Below are 17,875 nucleotides of genomic sequence, written 5' to 3' on the forward strand. Positions count from 1 at the left end.
CCGCCCCCGCATGGCACTCTTAAGGACGGCAAGAGATACCGGACAGGCACGTGCTACGCAGGGAGACAATGGTGCGGCGCTGGAATGGCCTCGACGAGGTCCCCGAGGACTGGGGCCGTTCGGTCGTCACCATCGGGGTGTTCGACGGCGTGCACCGCGGCCATCAGCGGATCGTCGGGGCCGCCGCCGAGGAGGCGCGGCGCCGCGGCGTGCGGTCGGTGGTGATCACGTTCGATCCGCACCCGGACGAGGTCGTGCGCCCGGGCACGCATCCGCCGCTGCTCGCCACCACCCGGCGCCGGGTCGAGCTGCTGGAGGGGCTCGGCACGGACGCGGTCGTGGTCGTGCCGTTCACCCTGGAGCTGTCGAAGACGCCGCCGGACGAGTTCGTCCGGCAGGTGCTGGTCGACCGTCTCCACGCGGTTCACGTCATCGTGGGCGAGGACTTCCGTTTCGGCCACAAGGCCAAGGGAGACGTCGCGCTGCTGCGGGAGCTCGGCGAGAAGTACGACTTCACGGCCGAGGGCATGCCGCTCGTGGCCAACGGTGACACGATCTCGTCCAGCTACATCCGGGGGCGGCTCGACGCGGGGGACGTCGAGGCGGCCGCGCGGGCGCTCGGCCGTCCGCACCGCGTCGAGGGCGTCGTCGTCCGCGGCCACCAGCGGGGCCGCGCGCTCGGGTTCCCGACGGCCAACCTGGAGACGCTGCCGCACACGGCGATCCCGGCCGACGGCGTCTACGGCGGCTGGCTGATCTGCGACTCCGACCGCTATCCCGGCTTCCGCTGGCCCGCCGCGATCTCCATAGGCACCAACCCGACGTTCGAGGGCGCCGGAGAGCGCACGGTCGAGGCGTACGCACTGGACCGCGACGACCTGGACCTGTACGGCGAACACATGGCCGCCGACTTCACAGCCCGCATCCGCGACACCCTGAAGTTCGACTCGATCGAGGCCCTGATCGAGGAAATGCACCGAGACGTGGCCCGAGCCCGCGAGATCACGTCCTAAGAGGTCGCGCAGATTTGGTGACTATCACCGGCGGCGTTCGGGACGGGTGTCCCAGCGGTGAGTGCTCCAGGATTGGATCAGCTCGGGTCGATCGTGGAGAACAAGATCACGAGGCGGATGAAGAAGAGGATCACTGCCACGACCGGCACCAGCAGGACCTTCAGGGGCAGTGGAGCCCGCGCCACGGCAAGACCGCAGCCGGCGGCCACCGGGAAGATCACCAACGTGATCAACACGATCGTCAGGACGGGACCGTGCGCCAGTGGCTCAGTGTCACTGATGCGGCCGGTCGACAACTCAAGCAGAGGCGACGTACGCGCCCACGCGTTCAGTCGAGGCCGCGCGGCCCACACCGCCAAACCCACATCGATCAGACCGAGCACCATGCCGCTGCCGACCGCGACGACCGGCCGCATCCTCCTTGCCCCGGCGACCATCCCTGCGACCAGCGCACACAGTTGACCCACCAGGCTGCCCGCCGTGCAGGCCGCTGCGGCCGACAACTCCCACAGCGCCATCATCTGCCTGTCGGTCGTCATGTCGTCCCATGCGAAAGACCCGAATCGGATCCCGGCCGGAACGAGAGCGAACGCGGAGACACCGGTGACCATGACCAGGCACACCGGCCACATCGCCAAGGACGGGTCGAATCGATGGCGCGACGTCATGCCGACCAACCGTCGATCACATTCCTGAGAGTGTCAACTTGGTGGCCGCGCAGCGAAGCGAGGTCGCGCTCGCCCAAGACCGGTCAAGGTGCGAGCCGCCAGGCGAGCACCTTGGGCCGGGCTTGCAGCTAACACAGCCGGGCTTGCAATCAAAACGACATGGTACGGTGAATAGTCGCCGGGAAGGGCCCCGGCGCGGTTGGCTGCACCCTCATGCGGCCCACCACTCTCTTAACACGCACCATGCGGACCCGCGCGCCCACCGGGCCCCGGATCTGCGGGTGACGAATTCATCGAAGGAGCCACGTGTCGCTCGACACCGCCACGAAGAACCAGATCATCGCCGAGTACGCGACCACTGAGGGTGACACCGGATCGCCGGAGGTCCAGGTCGCGCTGCTCACGCGCCGTATCAACGATCTGACCGAGCACCTCAAGGAGCACAAGCACGACCACCACAGCCGCCGTGGACTGCTGCTGCTGGTCGGCCGTCGCCGCCGCCTCCTGAAGTATCTCGCGAACAAGGACATCAACCGCTACCGGCAGCTAATCGAGCGACTCGGGCTGCGCCGCTAGCAGGGTGAGGGAGTGGTCCGCCGGGCCACTCCCTTCCTTTTACGGCCGGCGGGCCGGAGAGTCCCGCCCGGCCGTGCCGGTGGCCCGGCCGGACGGGCCGGCCGCCGGCGCCCTGGCCGGGCCAGGCCGAAAGGCCGCGGCCGGCCGTACAACTGCAGACAAGCCTCGCGGACACCGCTGGTGCGGGCCGGTCCTCGGTAGTGGCTTCCGGATCCGTTCCGCCGCATCGGCGGGCTGTCGATCCGGGTGCTTCGATCGAAGACCGGCAGCGTGACAAGCCAACGGGAAACGGCCGCGAGGACCGACATGGAACCCTTAGGAGGTTTCCCGTGACAGAAGCCGTGCGCATCGACGGTGCGCAGAGCACCGAGGCCGTGATCGACAACGGCACGTTCGGCACCCGCACCATCCGGTTCGAGACCGGCCGGCTGGCCCGGCAGGCGGCCGGTTCCGCCGTCGCCTACCTCGACGACGAGACGATGGTGCTGTCGGCGACGACCGCGTCCAAGAGGCCCAAGGACAACCTGGACTTCTTCCCGCTGACCGTGGACGTCGAGGAGCGGATGTACGCGGCCGGGCGCATCCCCGGCTCGTTCTTCCGCCGCGAGGGCCGTCCGTCCGAGGACGCGATCCTCACCTGCCGGCTGATCGACCGGCCGCTGCGCCCGTCGTTCACCAAGGGCCTGCGCAACGAGATCCAGGTCGTCGAGACGATCATGGCGCTGCACCCCGACCACCTGTACGACGTCGTGGCGATCAACGCCGCCTCGATGTCCACGCAGCTGGCGGGCCTGCCGTTCTCCGGCCCGATCGGCGGCGTCCGCGTCGCGCTGATCGAGGGCCAGTGGGTCGGCTTCCCGACCCATCCCGAACTGGAGAACGCGACCTTCGACATGGTCGTCGCCGGCCGCGTGCTGGCGGACGGCGATGTCGCGATCATGATGGTGGAGGCGGAGTCCACCCGCGACACCCTCAAGCTCGTCGGCGAGGGCGCGACCGCCCCGACCGAGGAGACGGTCGCCGAGGGCCTTGAGGCGGCCAAGCCGTTCATCAAGGTGCTGTGCAAGGCGCAGAGCGACCTCGCCGCCGTCGCCGCCAAGGAGACCGCCGAGTACCCGATCTTCCTGGACTACCAGGACGACGTGCTCGCCGCCGTCACCGACGCGGTCAGCGGCGACCTGGCGCAGGCGCTGACCATCGCCGCCAAGCAGGAGCGCGAGTCCCGGCTGGACGAGATCAAGGCGGCCACCGCCGAGAAGCTCGCCGAGCAGTTCGAGGGGCGCGAGAAGGAGATCTCCGCCGCCTACCGCGCCGTCACCAAGAAGCTGGTCCGCGAGCGGGTCATCCGCGACGGGCTGCGCATGGACGGCCGCGGCCTGAAGGACATCCGCCAGCTGACCGCCGAGGCGCATGTCGTGCCGCGGGTGCACGGGTCGGCGCTGTTCGAGCGCGGCGAGACGCAGATCCTCGGTGTGACGACGCTGAACATGCTCCGCATGGAGCAGACGATCGACACGCTGAACCCCGAGCGCACCAAGCGCTACATGCACAACTACAACTTCCCGCCGTACTCCACCGGGGAGACCGGCCGGGTCGGCTCGCCGAAGCGGCGCGAGATCGGGCACGGGGCCCTCGCCGAGCGCGCCCTGATCCCGGTGCTGCCGACCCGCGAGGAGTTCCCGTACGCGATCCGGCAGGTGTCGGAGGCGCTCGGGTCCAACGGCTCCACCTCGATGGGCTCGGTCTGCGCGTCCACCATGTCGCTGCTGGACGCGGGCGTCCCGCTCAGGCAGATGGTGGCGGGCATCGCCATGGGTCTGATCAACGAGGGCGACGAGTACGTCACCCTCACCGACATCCTCGGCGCCGAGGACGCGTTCGGCGACATGGACTTCAAGGTCGCCGGCACCCGCGACGTGATCACCGCGCTGCAGCTGGACACCAAGCTCGACGGCATCCCCGCCTCGGTGCTGGCCGCCGCGCTGAAGCAGGCCAAGGGCGCCCGCCTGGCGATCCTGGACGTGATGCAGGAGGCCATCGAGGCGCCCGCCGAGATGAGCCCGAACGCGCCGCGGATCATCACCATCAAGGTCCCGGTCGACAAGATCGGCGAGGTCATCGGCCCCAAGGGCAAGATGATCAACTCGATCCAGGACGACACCGGCGCCGACATCACGATCGAGGACGACGGCACGATCTACGTCGGCGCCACCGACGGGCCGTCCGCGGAGGCCGCCCGGCAGGCGATCAACTCGATCGCGAACCCGCACATGCCGGAGGTCGGCGAGCGGTTCCTCGGCACCGTCGTCAAGACCACCACGTTCGGCGCGTTCGTGTCGCTGCTGCCCGGCAAGGACGGCCTGCTGCACGTCTCGCAGATCCGCAAGCTGCACGGCGGCGCCCGGATCGAGAACGTCGACGACGTGATGGGCGTCGGTGAGAAGATCCAGGTCGAGGTCACCGAGATCGACCAGCGCGGCAAGCTGTCGCTGGTGCCGGTCGAGGTGATCGAGCGCGAGACCGCCGAGAAGCCCGACGACGGCGACGCCCCCGAGGCGTCCGGCGACGGCGACTCCGGTGAGCGCCGGGAGCGCCGCGACGACGACGGCGAGCGGCGCGGCCCGCGCCGGCGCCGCACCCGCCGCGGCTCCGACGACGCCGGCCAGCGCAACTCCTGACTCGGCGGTCCCGGCCGGCCGGCCGTCCCGCAGTAGAACGGCCAAGCACCGCTTGTCCTTGGACAGGGTGGTTGGGCGGGGGCTGTGGGACGGCGGCCGGCCGACCGTTTTCCCACGACTCGGAATGTGAGCGACACGTGACCCTGCCGGCGAGGGCGCAGGAGCCCGGCACCACCACCACGATCCACACCGACGGCGCCGGCGCGGTGCGCCGCACCGTCCTGCCCGGCGGCCTGCGCGTCATCACCGAGACGATGCCGACCGTGCGGTCCGCCGCGTTCGGCATCTGGTCGGCGGTCGGCTCCCGCGACGAGGCCCCCGCCGACGCCGGCGCCAGCCACTACCTGGAGCACGTGCTGTTCAAGGGCACGAAACGGCGGTCGGCGCTGGAGATCTCCGCGGCGATCGACGCGGTCGGCGGCGACCTCAACGCGTTCACCGCCAAGGAGTACACCTGCTACTACGCGCGGGTCCTGGACTCCGACCTCCCGCTCGCCGTGGACGTCGTCTCCGACATGGTCGCCGGGTCCGTCAACCGGCCCGAGGACGTCGAGGCCGAGCGCGGCGTGATCCTCGAAGAGATCCACATGCGCGACGACGACCCCGGCGACCTGATCCACGACGAGTTCGCCACCGCGCTGTACGGCGACACCCCGCTCGGACGCCCCATCCTCGGCACCGAGGACTCGATCAACGCGCTGTCCCGGGACCGGATCCACGGCTACTACCGGGACCACTACGTCCCGTCCAACCTGGTCGTGTCGGTAGCGGGCAACATCGACCACGACGAGGTCGTCCGGCTGGTGTCCCGGGCGTTCGCCGGGCACCTCACGGGTGACGCCGCGCCCGCCGCGCCCCGTATCGACGGGACGCCCGCGCCCCTCGACCCGCGCACCGTCGTGATCGACAAGGACACCGAGCAGGCGCACATCATCCTCGGCGGCGCCGGCACGTCCCGCACCGACGACCGCCGGTTCGCGCTCGGCGTGCTGAACGCGGCGCTCGGCGGCGGCATGTCGTCCCGCCTCTTCCAGGAGATCCGCGAGAAGCGCGGGCTCGCCTACTCGGTCTACAGCTACACCGCCCAGTACGCCGACTCGGGCATCTTCGGCGTCTACGCGGGCTGCCAGCCGGCCAAGGCCGAGGAGGTCCTGTCGATCTGCCGGGACGAGCTCGCCAAGGCCGCCGAGGATTCCCTCACCGACGAGGAGCTTGAGCGCGGCAAGGGCCAGCTGCGCGGCGCCATGGTCCTCGGCCTGGAGGACACCGGCTCCCGTATGAGCCGCATCGGCAAGAGCGAACTGGTCTACGAGTCGCTGCTGCCGGTGGACGAGGTCCTGGCCCGTATCGAGGCCGTCACCCTGGACGACGTGCGCGCCATCGCCCGCGAAGTCCTGGCCGTCCCGCAGGCCCTCACCGTGATCGGCCCGGTGGGAGGTCGCGAGTTCGCGGCCTGAGACCCGGGCGCAGACCGGCTTGTTAAGCGGACCGGGGTCCGTTACCCTCTCCAAGGTAACCGGACCCCGGTCCGAATGTCTGTCTGAGAGGACCCCTCATGTCCCGCCTGCTGCACATCTCCGCCTCTCCCCGGGGCGGCGCGTCCGAGTCGCTGGCGATCGCCGAGACGTTCCTGGACGCCTACCGCGAGACGCACGGCGACGTCGTCGACCACTTCGACCTGTGGGACGGAGTCCTCCCCGCGTTCGGGCCCGCCGGCGCCGGCGCCAAGATGACGGTGTTCGCGGGGGAGGAGCCGACCGGTGACCAGGCCGCCGCATGGCGGGCCGCCCGCGAGGTCTTCGAGCGCTACGACTCCTATGACCGCTACCTGTTCAGCGTCCCGATGTGGAACTCCGGCGTCCCGTACATCATGAAGCAGTTCATCGACGTCGTCTCGCAGCCCGGCTGGGTGTTCCGCTTCGACCCGGAGAAGGGGTACAGCGGCCTGCTCCGGGACAAGAAGGCCGCCGTCGTCTACTCCAGCGCCGTCTACGGGCAGGGCCGTCCGCCCGCGTTCGGCCGCGACCACCAGGCCCCGTTCTTCGAGGGCTGGCTGCGCTGGACGGGCGTCACCGACATCCGCACGGTCGAGTTCCGCCCGAACCTGGCCACCGCCGACGCCGAGACCGGCCGCCGCACCGCGCACGCGGAGGCGCGCGAGCTGGGCAAGCGCTTCTGACGATAGGCTCGGGCGGGACGCCAACCGGGAGGAACACGTGATCAAGGTCGGGGTGCTGGGCGCGCGGGGCCGCATGGGCGCCGAGGTGTGCCGTGCCGTGCGGGGGGCCGGCGACATGGAACTCGTCGCCGCCGTCGACCAGGGCGACGCGCTCGACGAGCTGACCGCCGCCGAGGTCGTGGTCGACTTCACCCACCCCGGCGTCGTCATGGACAACCTCCGATGGTGCGTCGAGCACGGCCTGCACGCGGTCGTCGGCACCACCGGGTTCGACCCGTCCCGGCTCGACACCGTCCGGTCCTGGCTCACCGACGACTCGGCGGGGAACGTGGTCATCGCCCCGAACTTCGGAATCGGCGCGGTGCTGATGATGCACTTCGCGCAGAAGGCGGCCCCGTTCTTCGAGTCCGTCGAGATCGTCGAGACACACCACCCGAACAAGGCCGACGCCCCGTCCGGCACCGCCTACCGCACCGCCGAACTGGTCGCCGCGGCCCGCGCCGAGGCCGGGGTGCCCGCGTCCCCGGACGCCACGACCTCCGAGGTCGAGGGGGCCCGCGGGGCCGACGTGGACGGCGTCCGCGTGCACGCCGTCCGGATGTCCGGGGCCATCGCCCACCAGGAGGTCGTCCTCGGCGGGCACGGCGAGCTGTTCACCATCCGGCACGACTCGATGAACCGGGAGTCGTTCATGCCCGGGGTTCTGCTGGCCGTCCGCAGGGTCCCCGAGCTCGACCGCCTCACGCTCGGCATCGAGGCGCTTCTCGGGCTGTGATGGACTTCGACGCCGACCCCTGGGACTACCTGGCCGCGTCCGAGGCGATCGACATCGAGCACCCGCTCGTCCAGTCGATCGCCTCGGAACTGCGCACCGGCGACGACGTCGCCTACGCGCACGCGGCGTTCGACCACGTCCGGGACCGGATACCGCACTCCATGGACACCGGTGACACCCGCGTCCCCTGGCGCGCCTCCGACGTCCTCGACCAGCGCACCGGGCTCTGCTGCGCCAAGGCCCACGCCTATGTCGCCCTGCTGCGCGCGGGCGGTATCCAGGCGGGGCTGTGCTATCAGCAGTCGTCCGGGGTCCTGCACGGGCTCACGGCCGTCCTCGTGGACGACCGCTGGGTCCTGCTCGATCCGCGGGGCAACAAGCCGGGCGTCGACGTCAGGTTCTCCGCGTCCGAGGACCGTCTCGCCTACCCCGGCGACCCCGTCCACCCCACGGTCTACGCCGCCCCGCCTACGTCCGTCCTGGACGGCCTCAAGGCCATGTCCAGGCCGGCGGCTCTTCCGGCGCTCCTCCCATGAACCTTCGTCCCGCCACACCGGACGACTACGACCGCATCATCGCCGTCGTGGACGACTGGTGGGGCCGCGAGGTCCACGGTGCCCTGCCCCGCCTGTTCCTCGACCATTTCCACCGCACCAGCCTCGTCACCGAGAACGGCGACGATCTGGCGGGCTTCCTCGTCGGTTTTATGTCTCCGTCCATCCCCGATACGGCCTACATCCACTTCGCCGGGGTGAATCCCGCCTTCCGTGGAGTCGGCTTGGCGCGCCGCCTCTATGAGACCTTTTTCGCCCTCGCCTGGGCCGACGGCCGTAACACCGTCCACGCCCTGACCTCTCCCCAGAACACTTCCTCTGTCGCCTTCCACCGATCCATGGGCTTCACCGTCACCCCGGCGTCCGCCCACGACGGCCCAGGCAAGGACAAAGTCCTCTTCCACCGTGCCATTACCTGACGGACATATATCCGCTACTCGCAGAACCGGGGCGCGGCGAAAGGCCGTCCAAAGTGCGTGGCAGACACAGCGAACAGGGAGTATCGACCGCAAGGGCTCGCCAACGAGCCGTTCGAGTCGTACGCGTGGCGGGTGCACCAGGCGCTGCACGACTGGACCGCCAAGGTGGACGCCAAGGCGTCGGTGATCCTCACGCTGGAGACGGCGATCCTCAGCATGATCATCGTGTTCGCCGGACATGGAAAGCGGCTCGACCGGCTGTCCGAATGGGAGACCTGGGGCTTCCGGGGCGGCGTGGCGCTGCTGGTGGCCGCGATCGCGCTGGCCGGTTCGGCGGTGTTCCCGCAGCTCAATCGCCGCGATGCGCGCCGGAACTGGGCGCAGAACTATGTCTACTTCGGCCACCTGCGGCGCTGGACGCCCGCGGAACTCGTGGGCGCTCTGGAAAACGGCGGCGACCACCGGAGCAAACTCGTGCTCAGCACGCAATTGATCGCGCTCTCGAAAATCGTCTGGCGCAAACACGCGTTCCTGCAGTACTCCATGGCGATGGTGGTCGCCGGCAACGCCGCCGTGTGGGCCTCCCTCCTGTTCGCCTGACCCTCCGCCTTCAGCGGCTCCGCCGCGTGCCGGGTGGGCGGGGAGGGCCTGCGGCTCAGCCGAGGATGTCGAGGTCGAGGCCGGCCAGCCGGTCCGGGTCGGCGAGGATGTCGATCGCGACGATCCGGCCGTCCGCGACGGTGAAGGACAGCACGGACCACGGGCGCCCGTCCCTGACGTTGACCACGCCGGCGGTCCCGTTGACCATCGCGGGCACGGTCGTGCCGGCCGCCTCCCGGAACATGAGCGCCTGCCCGGCGACCTCCGCCGAACCGTGGATCTCCGTCCAGCCGCCGGGCACGGCGCCGACGTCGGCGCGCAGCACCACGTCCGGGTCGAGGACCGAGACGAGCGCGTCGAAGTCGCCGTCGCGGGCGGCGGCGTGAAACGCCTCCACGACGGCGCGCTGGCGTGCCGGATTCCGCTCGGGGGACGGCGTCGTGCCCCGCACCCGGCGGCGGGCGCGGCTAGCGAGCTGCCGGGCCGCGGCCGGGGTCCGTCCCACGATGGGAGCGATGTCCTCGAATGGGACCGCGAACGTGTCGTGCAGGACGAACGCCAGCCGCTCGGCGGGGGTGAGGGACTGCAGCACCACGAGGAGGGCGAGCCCGACCGAGTCGGCCATCAGCGCCTCGTGTTCAGGGTCGGCGCCGTCGGCGGGGCTGATGACCGGGTCGGGGAGGCGTTCCTCCAGCGGGTCCTCACGCCGGGACGTGCGGGAGCGCAGCATGTCCAGGCACACCCGCCCCACGACCGTGGTCAGCCAGCCGCCCAGATTCTCGATGTCGTCGGCGTCGGAGCGGCTGAGCCGCAGCCAGGCCTCCTGGACGGCGTCGTCGGCCTCCGCGAGAGACCCCAGCATCCGGTAGGCGACCGCCTTCAGATGCGTGCGGTGCCCCTCGAACCGCTCGGCCAGAAACTCCCGCTCGTCCATGCGTCTCCCTCGGTCGGCTCCTTCATAGCACTGACGAAACCGGCCCGGCGGATGTGACCGGGGGTTGTCCGGGCGCCTGGAACGGCCTTAGCGTTCGCTTGATGGATGCGACGTTCGCGCGGGAGATCTGGAAGGTCATCGAGCCGCTGCACGCGGTGACGTACTTCGCCGAAGAATGCCGGACGGCCAACAGGGAGGCCGGTCTCAAGGGCTTCTGGATGGGGTACTTCGGGAGCCGGGCCGCGCCGCTCGGGCCGGTGTCCGCGGGGACCGTCGAGGCGACGTTCTTCGGGTTCCATCCGGCGCGGGTGCGACGGGCCGTGCCGGACGCGTGGGCCTTCGCTTCGCCCGACAGCATCGTCCGGCTACGGGGCGCGGCCGCGGCCCGCGCACTGCGCAGGGCCTTTCCGGGAATCGGGAACGTGGCGGTGACGGTGGCGCCGCTTCTCCACGAGGTGGTGACGGCGGCGGACGGGGCAGGGCGTCCCCTATTCGCGGCGAACCGTGACCTGCCCGTCCCAGAGGACCCCGTGGAGGCGCTCTGGCAGGCGACCACCGCCTTGAGGGAGCACCGGGGGGACGGGCACGTCGCCCTCCTGACCGGGGAGGGGCTGAGTGGACTGGAGGCGAACGTGCTCGCGTCCGCGGTGGGCGTCGTCCCCGCCGAGCGCCTCCAGGAGAGCCGCGGTTGGTCACCGGAGGAATGGGCCGAGGCGGTCGACGCCTTCACCCGCCGCGGACTCATGGCGGACGGGCGGGCCACAGAGAAGGGACGAGCCCTCAAGGCGCGCATCGAACAGCGCACCGACGAACTGGCAGCGTCCCCTTACGACGTCCTGGACGACCCAACCGCGGTCTACAGGTCACTCTTCCCAGCGGCAAAGGCGCTGGCCGACGAGATTCCGTATCCCAACCCGATCGGCGTTCCCCGGGCCGGCTGACCGGCCCTACCCCTGCCCGCGCTGCCAGGGCTCCCACTCGCCAGTGGGGATCTCGATGCCGAACGGCTCGGGCAACTTGATCGCCTCGCCGAACGCCCAGGTCATCGACTCCCGGTACTCGCCGCTGGCGGGTACGGGTTCGGTGAACAGGGTCGTTTGCGCGGCTTGCGGATCACGATCGACCAGCAGGTAGTAGGGGATTCCCACGCGGGCATAGCCGTTCCACTTGGTCGGCTTGACCCGCTTCTTCCCTGGAAGCCGGTCATAGGAGGCGGTGCTGGGCGAGGTCACCTCCAGCACGAACTCCAGATGTGGAGGGAGGACCTTCTTGAGCTGGGCGACCCTGGCCTCCTCATCGGTCTCCGCGCTGAGCACGCAGAGGTCGGGGATGTAACCGTCGTGAATCTCGCTGAGATTCAGGTCCTGTGTCTGGACGCACCGCCACGGGAAGCCCGAATTCATCAGCTTGGCGGCAAGGAACCCCTCGTTGACGGTGCGGACGATGACGTTGTGGGCGTAGTCCGGCCCAGGTGACACGATGATCTCCCCACCGATGATTTCGACTCGGGTGCCGTCGTGGGGGAGATCCAGCACGTCGGCGAGCTCGTCCCGCATCCAGAGGTTGTAGGGGGTGTCGGGGAGCTCGTGGTGGTGGTGACTAGTGGCAAGAATGCTCACTTTGGGTGATTCCTCCATCACGCTTGGCTCCCGTCATCGTAGAGACCCTGTGTGACCAGCGTACCCAGAATCGGTGATCGCGGCCGTGGGGTCAGGTCTTCGACAGGTCGGGTTCTCGGATGGTGCGGTCGATGCCCGCGGCGGCGTAGGCGGCGGTCTCGTCGAGGGTCTCGTTCTCCAGGAGGGCGGCGGCGAGGGAGTCCAGCCTGCCCCGGTTGGCGCGGAGGGTCTCCAGGGCTTCGGAGTAGCACTCGTCGACGATGCGACGGGCCTCCAGGTCGACGGCGTCCAGGGTGCCCTGGGCGGCGTAATGGCTCATCGGGCCGTCGCCGTCCGCCGGGAGGATCGACAGAGGGCCGATCTTCTGCGACATGCCCCAGCGGCCCACCATCCCGCGAGCGATCTTGGTGACCTGCTCCAGGTCGCTCTCCGAGCCGGTGGTGATCACGCCGAACACCAGTTCCTCGGCCGCCATTCCGCCGAGCGCGCCGATGATGCGGCCGCGCAGGTAGCGCTCGTCGTAGGCGTACCGGTCGTCGTCCGGGGTGGACACGGTGACGCCGAGCGCGCGGCCGTGCGGCACGATCGTGATCTTCCGGACCGGGTCGGCGCCCGGCTGCAGCATGCCGAGCAGCCCGTGCCCGGACTCGTGGTACGACGTGCGGCGCCGCTCCTCGAACGGCATGACCAGGGAGCGCCGCGTGCCGAGCTGCACCTTCTCCAGCGCACTCTGGAAGTCGTCCATGTCGACGGCGTCCTTCTCGCGCTTGACGGCGAGCAGGGCGGCCTCGTTGACGAGGTTGGCCAGTTCGGCGCCGGTCATGCCGGGCGTCATCTTGGCGATCGAGACGATGTCGGCGTCGGCGTCGAGCGGGACCTCGCGGGTGTGGACGCCGAGGATCGCGACACGTCCGTCCAGGTCGGGCGGGGAGACCGCGACCTGCCGGTCGAACCGCCCGGGGCGCAGCAGCGCCGGGTCGAGGATGTCGGGGCGGTTCGTCGCGGCGATCACGACGACGCCCTCGGAGCCGGAGAAGCCGTCCATCTCGGTGAGGATCTGGTTGAGCGTCTGCTCGCGCTCGTCGTGCCCGCCCATGCTGGCGCCGCCGCCGCGCGTCCGGCCGATCGTGTCGATCTCGTCGATGAAGATGATGGACGGGGCGGTCTTGCGGGCCTCGGTGAACAGCTCGCGGACGCGGGCCGCGCCGACGCCGACGACCATCTCGATGAACTCGGACGCGGCCGCGGAGTAGAACGGGACGTCGGCCTCCCCGGCGACGGCACGGGCCAGCAGCGTCTTGCCGGTGCCGGGCGAGCCGGTCAGCAGCACGCCGCGCGGGACGCGGGCGCCCATCCTGCGGTACTTGCCCGGGTCCTTGAGGAAGTCGACGACCTCGCTCAGCTCGGCCTCGACCTCGTCGATGCCGGCGACGTCGGCGAACGTGGCGCGCTTCTCGTCCGGCGTGACGGGCTTGGGGGAGCGGCCGAAGCCGCCCATGAGCCCGCCGCCACCGCCGCCGCTCATGCGGCGCTGCAGCCACACCATCACGCCGACCCACAGGCCGACGAACAGCAGGGTCGGCAGCAGCGACAGCAGCAGGTTGGCGAGCAGGCCGCGGTCCTCGTTGACCGGCTTGGCCTCGACCTCGACGCCCTTCTGCACCATCTGCGTGTAGATCTTGTCGTCGGCGAACGCGGGGCGCAGCGTCTCGAAGGAGGTGTAGGTCTTCTCCCCGTGCCCCGGGACCTGCTGCTTGCTCTTCAGCTGGCCCTGGATCTCGTAGCCCTTGGTGTAGACGTCCTTGACGTTCCCGGCGGCAACCTGCTGGGTGAACGCCGTGTAGGGGATCGTCACCCGCTCCTTCTGGCCGGTGACGTGCATGGACATGTAGCTCAGCGCGAAGACGGCCAGCAGCAGCCCCCAGAAGAGGGCGGTGTTGCGGCCCGGCCTCCACCCGCCTCCGCCCAGACCGCGCGCCGGCCGGCTCCGCCGGTCCGGGACGCCTTCGGCGCGCCACGGCTGGTCGGGATCGCTGCGGGGCGGCACCGACTGGCGCCTGCCGGGCTCCGCGGAGCCGGAACGGCGCGCACCGGTGTCCGGCGGCGGCGTCCTGCTGGGCTGTGGCGCCTCGTTCGGCCGCGGCGCGGGTCGCTGGTCCGGCACGTCTGGCATCTCCCCGAATGATCAAGGTGTTCCCGCTGGCGCCCGCCGCCGCGGCGGCCGGCCCGGAACCCCGGCGGGTCCCGGGGAGATAAACGGCGTTCGGTCCCCATCCGTTCCCCCCTGCCACGGGCGGCCCCGGGCGCGGCTCACTGAGGGGCGCTCGGAGTGACGAAGCCGTACTTGTTGAACAGCTTCTGCGCGTCGGGCGTGAGCAACCACGACAGGAAGGCGTTCGCGGCGTCCTTGTGGTCTCCGTCACGGAGGGCGGCGGCGGGGAAGGCCACGGTGACGTTCTGGTCGGCGGGGATGGGGACGCTGCTCGCCGCGATCCCGGCCGAGCGCAGGTCGGTGATGTACACGAGGCCCGCGTCGGCCTCCCCCGAGCGGATCCGGTCCAGGACGGCCCGCGCGCCGATCTCCTCGCTGCTCCACCGGACGGTCAGACCCGCCTTGGCGAGGACCTGCCTGGTGTACCGGCCCACCGGAACCGACCCTGCGCCGACCACCACCCGCAGTCCCGGCCGGGTCAGGTCCCGCAGGCCCCGGATGCGCCGCGGGTTGCCCGGCCCGACCGCGATCGTGAGCGAGTCCTGCGCGATGATCCGGCGGCGTCCGGTCAGATACTCGCCGGCCTCGTTCATGCTCGTCCTGTCCGCCGTCACCAGGACGTCGCCCGGATCGTGCTCGGACAGCCGGTCGGCGATCTCCGGTGCGGCGCCGAACACGAACCGGAGCCGGACGCCCGGATTGTCCTGGTGGTAGGCCGTCCCGATCTCACCGAACACCTCCGTCAGCGACGAGCCGGCGAGGACGGTCAGGGTCGTCGGCCCGGACGAGCCGCCGCAGCCCGCACCGAGACCGGGGAGGGTGAGCGCGGCGAGCAGCGCGGACGCGCGGAGACGCCGCCGACGGGGGGATTCGGGCATATGGCCTCATCCTAGGGTCGTGCCCGTCGCGCTCCCCGGATTCGGCCTGGCGTGTCAGTGGCCCGCACTAGGGTTTCCGGCAACTGGAGATCACGTTCTCGGAGGCTCGACGATGTCCCTCGACCTGATGGAACTGCTGCCCGGCGACTGGCGGCAGCGGCTCGACCCGCTGCTCGACCCGATCGCCACCGCCGCACTGGGCGCGTTCGTCGCGGGGGAGTACGCCGGGCAGACCGTCTACCCGCCGCGCGACGACCTGTTCAACGCGTTCCGGCACTGCCCGTTCGACCGCGCCCGCGTCCTGATCCTCGGCCAGGACCCCTACCACGGCCCCGGCCAGGCGCACGGGCTCAGCTTCAGCGTGCGCGACGGCGTGCGGCTGCCGCCGTCGCTGCGCAACATCTACAAGGAGCTCGGCACCGACCTCGACGTCCCGGCGGCGGAGTCCGGCGACCTCACCCGCTGGGCCGACCAGGGCGTCCTGCTGCTGAACGCCGTGCTCACCGTCCGCGGCGGCGAGGCGGGCTCGCACGCCGGGAAGGGCTGGGAGGACTTCACCGACGCCGCGATCCGAGCGCTGAACGACAAGTCCGAGCGGGTCGTGTTCGTGCTCTGGGGCGCCTACGCCCGCAAGAAGGCCCGGCTGATCACCGGCCCGCAGCACACCGTGATCGAGTCGGCGCACCCGAGCCCGCTCAGCGCGAAGAAGTTCTTCGGCACCCGCCCGTTCAGCGCCGTCAACAAGGCCCTCGTCGACGCGGGTCTCCCCGAGATCAGCTGGGGCTAGCGGCCCGGGTTCACCCCCGCGGGGGACGGGCGTCACCCGGCGGCGGGAGGCGGCGGACGGGCGTCCCGGTGGATCGTCGGGTCATGACCGCCTCAGCTCACCCGCGGCCGGAACGGACGCACGCCGCGCAGCCCCGGCCCGGGTCCTTGTGGGGGGACGACCCCCCGCACCCCCCGGAAGGACCGTCCGGCCTGCGCCTGGCCGTCTGCGCGGCGACGATCGCCGCGTGCGTCCCCTACCTCACGATCAAGATCGCGTGGCTGTCCGGCAGCACGGTCGGGTGGAACGACCCGTCCGCGGCCGGGGACTCCGCGCTCTACGCGGGCAACGCGATCACCATGGCGATGGACGCGGTGGCCGTGCTCGTCGCGATGGCGTTCACGTTCCGGTGGGGCAGGCGCGCGCCGGCCTGGCTGGTGTTGACGCCGATCTGGGTCGCGGTCGGGCTGCTCGCGCCGATCGTCCTCGCCGTCCCACTGGGCAGCCTGCTGCAGGTGCTGTTCTCCTCGGAGCCGCTCACAGCGGACGACAACGCGATCCAAGGCTGGGTGTACGCCGTCGTCTACTCGGGCTTCACATTGCAGGGTCTCGGGCTGCTGACGGCGTTCGTCCTCTATGCGCGCGACCGGTGGCCCCGGGTCTTCACCGTTCGCACCGGCGACGTCCCCAAGGGCGCGACCAACCCGCTGCAGGTGCTCCTGGCGCGCGGGGCGGTCGTCCCGGCCGCGGCCTTCGCGGCGACGCACCTCTACTGGGCGTTCGGGGGGACGGCGGGTCTCCGCGCCGACGAGCTCGAAAACCGGAACCTGGGCCAGCAGCTGGCCGACGGCGTGTGGGGGCTGCTGGCGCTCGCCGGGGCGACCGCGCTCGTGCTGATCGTCCAGCGGGTGGAACGCCCGGGCCGGTTCGTGGCGCCGCTCGCGGTCGCCTGGGTCGGCGCCTCGGCCACGTTCGCGTGGTCCCTCTACGGGCTCCTCGTGATGCTCGCCCGCCCGGGCTTCCTCGCGTCGGACGTCACGGCCGCGGCCGCCCTGACCGCGCTCGCCGGACTGCTCGCCGGGCTCGTCATGGGGCTGACCGGCGCGTTCATGCTGGCCGAGGATCAGAGCGCCAGGCCCACCGCCAGCAGCACGCCGTAGGCGATCTGGAGCCGGCCGGTCTCGCCCAGCACCGGGATCAGGGCGGGACCGGCCGCGCCGTTCAGCACCTTCCGCGTCGGCGGCAGCGAAAGCGGAGCCGCGAGCAGCGCGATCAGCGCCCACGGGTGCACGGCTCCCAGCGCCAGGACGATCATGAACGGCAGCGCGGTGCAGGCCGCGTACATGATCCGTGTCCAGCGGTCGCCGAGCACCACGGCGAGGGTCCGCTTGCCCGACTCGCGGTCGGTGGGGATGTCGCGCAGGTTGTTGGCGACGAGCAGCCCGCACGCCAGCAGCCCGATCGGCACCGCCGCCGCCCAGGCCTCCCACGGCAGCCCTTCGACCTGGACGTACACCGTGCCGACGACGGCGACGAGGCCGAAGAAGACGAACACCGAGACCTCGCCCAGCGCCCGGTAGCCGTACGGGGTCTTCCCGCCCGTGTAGAACCAGGCGGCGAGGATCGCGAACGCGCCGACGAGCACCAGCCACCAGGTCGTCACGGCGGCGAGGACGAGCCCGGCCACGGCGGCGGCGAGGAAGCAGCCGAGCGCGGCGGCGAGCACCTGTTTCGGCGGTGCGACCTTCGACCCGACGAGCCGGAGCGGCCCGACGCGGACCTCGTCGGTGCCGCGGATGCCGTCGCTGTAGTCGTTGGAGTAGTTCACCCCGATCTGCAGGACGAGGGCGACGAACGCGGCGAGCACGGCGCGCCACCAGACGGGATCGCCCTCGCCGGCGGCGACGCCGGTGCCGACGACGACGGGAACGAGGGACGCGGGCAGGGTGCGGGGCCGGGATCCGGCGACCCATTGGGAGAGCGTGGCCACAGTTACCGCATGTT

At 70.9% G+C, this 17,875-nt stretch carries 18 protein-coding genes; 12 read left to right on the forward strand and 6 right to left on the reverse strand.

What is annotated here, in order from left to right; all coding sequences use genetic code 11:
• The first annotated feature begins 71 nt into the window (after nucleotides 1-71).
• Entirely contained in the window at nucleotides 72-1,013 is a 942-nt protein-coding gene (locus tag ACQPZP_RS13645) for a bifunctional riboflavin kinase/FAD synthetase (protein WP_433477981.1), read from the forward strand.
• 77 nt (nucleotides 1,014-1,090) lie between these two features.
• On the opposite strand, the gene ACQPZP_RS13650 is transcribed toward ACQPZP_RS13645, so the two are convergent.
• The gene (locus ACQPZP_RS13650) at nucleotides 1,091-1,681 is read right to left on the reverse strand and encodes a hypothetical protein (RefSeq protein WP_433477982.1); all 591 of its coding nucleotides are present in this window, start codon (nucleotides 1,679-1,681) and stop codon (nucleotides 1,091-1,093) included.
• 306 nt (nucleotides 1,682-1,987) lie between these two features.
• Between ACQPZP_RS13650 and rpsO the strand changes: the two genes are divergently transcribed.
• From rpsO to ACQPZP_RS13690, 8 genes are all read left to right on the forward strand, one after another.
• Nucleotides 1,988-2,257, forward strand: a complete 270-nt coding sequence (gene rpsO / locus ACQPZP_RS13655; RefSeq protein WP_067792110.1) for a 30S ribosomal protein S15 — start codon at nucleotides 1,988-1,990, stop codon at nucleotides 2,255-2,257.
• A gap of 347 nt (nucleotides 2,258-2,604) precedes the next feature.
• A complete protein-coding gene (locus ACQPZP_RS13660; RefSeq protein ID WP_433479603.1) occupies nucleotides 2,605-4,935 on the forward strand; it encodes a polyribonucleotide nucleotidyltransferase in 2,331 nt (776 codons plus the stop codon).
• A 137-nt stretch (nucleotides 4,936-5,072) separates the two neighbouring features.
• A complete protein-coding gene (locus ACQPZP_RS13665; RefSeq protein WP_433477983.1) occupies nucleotides 5,073-6,392 on the forward strand; it encodes a M16 family metallopeptidase in 1,320 nt (439 codons plus the stop codon).
• A 98-nt stretch (nucleotides 6,393-6,490) separates the two neighbouring features.
• Nucleotides 6,491-7,114, forward strand: a complete 624-nt coding sequence (locus ACQPZP_RS13670; RefSeq protein ID WP_433477984.1) for an FMN-dependent NADH-azoreductase — start codon at nucleotides 6,491-6,493, stop codon at nucleotides 7,112-7,114.
• A 37-nt stretch (nucleotides 7,115-7,151) separates the two neighbouring features.
• The gene (dapB, locus tag ACQPZP_RS13675; RefSeq protein ID WP_433468138.1) at nucleotides 7,152-7,889 is read left to right on the forward strand and encodes a 4-hydroxy-tetrahydrodipicolinate reductase; all 738 of its coding nucleotides are present in this window, start codon (nucleotides 7,152-7,154) and stop codon (nucleotides 7,887-7,889) included.
• Nucleotides 7,889-8,425: a transglutaminase-like domain-containing protein gene (locus ACQPZP_RS13680; RefSeq protein WP_433477985.1), complete on the forward strand. Its 537-nt coding sequence runs from the start codon at nucleotides 7,889-7,891 to the stop codon at nucleotides 8,423-8,425. Before dapB ends, ACQPZP_RS13680 begins: the two co-directional genes overlap by 1 nt.
• 47 nt (nucleotides 8,426-8,472) lie before the next feature.
• Nucleotides 8,473-8,862 carry an N-acetyltransferase family protein gene (locus tag ACQPZP_RS13685; protein ID WP_433477986.1) on the forward strand — a complete coding sequence of 130 codons (390 nt, stop codon included), beginning with the start codon at nucleotides 8,473-8,475 and terminating at the stop codon, nucleotides 8,860-8,862.
• Nucleotides 8,863-8,994: 132 nt separating this feature from the next.
• The gene (locus tag ACQPZP_RS13690) at nucleotides 8,995-9,462 is read left to right on the forward strand and encodes a Pycsar system effector family protein (RefSeq protein ID WP_433477987.1); all 468 of its coding nucleotides are present in this window, start codon (nucleotides 8,995-8,997) and stop codon (nucleotides 9,460-9,462) included.
• Between the two features lie 55 nt (nucleotides 9,463-9,517).
• Here ACQPZP_RS13690 and sigJ read toward each other — a convergent pair whose 3' ends face one another.
• Nucleotides 9,518-10,396 (reverse strand): RNA polymerase sigma factor SigJ, encoded by an 879-nt coding sequence (sigJ, locus tag ACQPZP_RS13695; RefSeq protein ID WP_433477988.1) that lies wholly within the window; start codon nucleotides 10,394-10,396, stop codon nucleotides 9,518-9,520.
• A gap of 101 nt (nucleotides 10,397-10,497) precedes the next feature.
• Between sigJ and ACQPZP_RS13700 the strand changes: the two genes are divergently transcribed.
• Nucleotides 10,498-11,337: an SCO6745 family protein gene (locus ACQPZP_RS13700; RefSeq protein WP_433477989.1), complete on the forward strand. Its 840-nt coding sequence runs from the start codon at nucleotides 10,498-10,500 to the stop codon at nucleotides 11,335-11,337.
• Between the two features lie 6 nt (nucleotides 11,338-11,343).
• Here ACQPZP_RS13700 and ACQPZP_RS13705 read toward each other — a convergent pair whose 3' ends face one another.
• The 3 genes from ACQPZP_RS13705 to modA form a co-directional block, all read right to left on the reverse strand.
• Nucleotides 11,344-12,015, reverse strand: a complete 672-nt coding sequence (locus tag ACQPZP_RS13705; protein ID WP_433477990.1) for a Uma2 family endonuclease — start codon at nucleotides 12,013-12,015, stop codon at nucleotides 11,344-11,346.
• 91 nt (nucleotides 12,016-12,106) lie between these two features.
• Nucleotides 12,107-14,188 (reverse strand): ATP-dependent zinc metalloprotease FtsH, encoded by a 2,082-nt coding sequence (gene ftsH / locus ACQPZP_RS13710; RefSeq protein WP_433477991.1) that lies wholly within the window; start codon nucleotides 14,186-14,188, stop codon nucleotides 12,107-12,109.
• Between the two features lie 137 nt (nucleotides 14,189-14,325).
• On the reverse strand, nucleotides 14,326-15,105 hold the full coding sequence (gene modA, locus ACQPZP_RS13715; RefSeq protein ID WP_433477992.1) for a molybdate ABC transporter substrate-binding protein: 780 nt from the start codon (nucleotides 15,103-15,105) through the stop codon (nucleotides 14,326-14,328).
• A 112-nt stretch (nucleotides 15,106-15,217) separates the two neighbouring features.
• Here modA and ACQPZP_RS13720 point away from each other — a divergent pair, with 112 nt between their 5' ends.
• The gene (locus tag ACQPZP_RS13720) at nucleotides 15,218-15,892 is read left to right on the forward strand and encodes a uracil-DNA glycosylase (RefSeq protein ID WP_433477993.1); all 675 of its coding nucleotides are present in this window, start codon (nucleotides 15,218-15,220) and stop codon (nucleotides 15,890-15,892) included.
• 83 nt (nucleotides 15,893-15,975) lie between these two features.
• Nucleotides 15,976-17,031 carry a hypothetical protein gene (locus ACQPZP_RS13725; protein ID WP_433477994.1) on the forward strand — a complete coding sequence of 352 codons (1,056 nt, stop codon included), beginning with the start codon at nucleotides 15,976-15,978 and terminating at the stop codon, nucleotides 17,029-17,031.
• Here the strand turns inward: ACQPZP_RS13725 and ACQPZP_RS13730 are convergent.
• Nucleotides 16,995-17,861 carry a 1,4-dihydroxy-2-naphthoate polyprenyltransferase gene (locus ACQPZP_RS13730; protein WP_433477995.1) on the reverse strand — a complete coding sequence of 289 codons (867 nt, stop codon included), beginning with the start codon at nucleotides 17,859-17,861 and terminating at the stop codon, nucleotides 16,995-16,997. The genes ACQPZP_RS13725 and ACQPZP_RS13730 overlap by 37 nt on opposite strands.
• Between the last annotated feature and the right edge of the window lie 14 nt (nucleotides 17,862-17,875).

Source organism: Spirillospora sp. CA-142024 (assembly GCF_050942325.1).
Lineage (GTDB): Bacteria > Actinomycetota > Actinomycetes > Streptosporangiales > Streptosporangiaceae > Spirillospora.

What these genes read in the sequence shown, in the direction of transcription:
- ACQPZP_RS13650 (WP_433477982.1), bottom strand. Translation starts at nt 1,681, where the DNA reads ATGACGTCGCGCCATCGATTCGACCCGTCCTTGGCGATGTGGCCGGTG.
- ACQPZP_RS13670 (WP_433477984.1), top strand. Translation starts at nt 6,491, where the DNA reads ATGTCCCGCCTGCTGCACATCTCCGCCTCTCCCCGGGGCGGCGCGTCC.
- ACQPZP_RS13680 (WP_433477985.1), top strand. Translation starts at nt 7,889, where the DNA reads ATGGACTTCGACGCCGACCCCTGGGACTACCTGGCCGCGTCCGAGGCG.
- sigJ (WP_433477988.1), bottom strand. Translation starts at nt 10,396, where the DNA reads ATGGACGAGCGGGAGTTTCTGGCCGAGCGGTTCGAGGGGCACCGCACG.
- ACQPZP_RS13700 (WP_433477989.1), top strand. Translation starts at nt 10,498, where the DNA reads ATGGATGCGACGTTCGCGCGGGAGATCTGGAAGGTCATCGAGCCGCTG.
- ftsH (WP_433477991.1), bottom strand. Translation starts at nt 14,188, where the DNA reads ATGCCAGACGTGCCGGACCAGCGACCCGCGCCGCGGCCGAACGAGGCG.
- modA (WP_433477992.1), bottom strand. Translation starts at nt 15,105, where the DNA reads ATGCCCGAATCCCCCCGTCGGCGGCGTCTCCGCGCGTCCGCGCTGCTC.
- ACQPZP_RS13720 (WP_433477993.1), top strand. Translation starts at nt 15,218, where the DNA reads ATGTCCCTCGACCTGATGGAACTGCTGCCCGGCGACTGGCGGCAGCGG.
- ACQPZP_RS13725 (WP_433477994.1), top strand. Translation starts at nt 15,976, where the DNA reads ATGACCGCCTCAGCTCACCCGCGGCCGGAACGGACGCACGCCGCGCAG.